Source organism: Variovorax sp. P4_D9 (assembly GCF_056401695.1).
In genome coordinates, this window is the sequence record NZ_JBFUIU010001489.1 from 1 (window position 1) to 1,224 (window position 1,224).

Sequence of the window (1,224 nt, forward strand, 5' to 3'; positions counted from 1 at the left end):
CCCCACGGCTCCCCTCCCTCTTGATTGAAAAAATCCCCCGAAACCGGGACCACCGGTCGGGTAACATTTCTCCGTGAGGCAACACGCCGCTCAAAATAGTTGACGCCGGGCAGCCGTGCGCATCGGCGGTGCGGAAGATTCGCGGCTGGTGGTGCGCACGCTGGCGTCAAACCGGCGCGTGGTGTGCGCGGCGCCGAGCTACCTCGCGCGCCGCGAACTGCCGCAAACGCCCGCCGACCTTGTGACGCACGACTGCATCGTCATGATCCGTGGCGCGTCGGGGATTGCCGACTGGGCATTAAGACCGACCGCGCGCCCCCACGACGCGCTGACCAGCGTTCGCGTGCGTGGACAACTGGTCACGGACAACGGCGAACAGGCCCATGACTGGGCGCTCGCAGGGCTCGGGTTGGTGCGCCGCTCGGTGTGGGATTTGGYGGCCGAGCTGGCGGATGGAAGCCTGGTCGAGGTCATGATGGCTTGGACGGGCGAGAGCGCACCCATCCAGGTGGCCTTTGCATCGCGTCGCTCCCTGCCCCTGCGAACGCGGCAATTTGTCGATTTGCTCGTGGCGGAGTTCGCGCATGTGCAAGCGCTCCAGGGCGCTGCGCCTCGCAGGCAATCCGACTCGAGACAATGACGCCACCCGCAGTTCGCGTACCCCGCTCAATCAGATATGCGGGAAGTCTGCGCGCCAGACGCGAGGCATTAGCGTCTGCGAAGCATCGGCTTCGCCGCTCAAGGCCCTCGTGGAGCACGGGAGGAGCTCGTGGCGTAGTACACACCCAACTTCTGGATGCTCCGTCCACGGAGGATGTCGGCGGCGCACCTGACGAGTTGACCATCGAACGTGATGCGGCGCACCTGGGGTGCGCTCCACCTTGGGGCGGGCCACCTGCACCGAGTTTTCACCATAGAAGGATTGATCATGACTGCCACCACTATCTGGCGCGCGCTGGAGATCTCTCGATGGCCGGTACTGAAAGTTCTAGTTCGAGGTCAAGGCTCGAACGCGTACTCCAGACTGATTGCGGCCACTCGCGCGGTGTCGGTCGAACGACGGTTCGAGCGGAAACCAGTCGTTGAGACGTACCGGGTGAGAGCGTCTTCCGCCAACAGTCTCCCCTGCGCTGCTCAGCCAGCGGGATCGAACACCCTGAGGAACTCGCGTCGCGTCTTTGGCCCGTAGGTCCTGAAGTGAGGATCGGGTTTCTCCAGGTAGGC

The 1,224-nt window shown here is 64.3% G+C and carries 1 protein-coding gene; it reads left to right on the top strand.

Features of this window, described 5'->3' with window-relative positions; translation table 11 throughout:
* The first annotated feature begins 115 nt into the window (after positions 1 to 115).
* Positions 116 to 640 carry a LysR substrate-binding domain-containing protein gene (locus tag AC1DY5_RS56255; RefSeq protein ID WP_478122809.1) on the top strand — a complete coding sequence of 175 codons (525 nt, stop codon included), beginning with the start codon at positions 116 to 118 and terminating at the stop codon, positions 638 to 640.
* Positions 641 to 1,224: the final 584 nt, after the last annotated feature.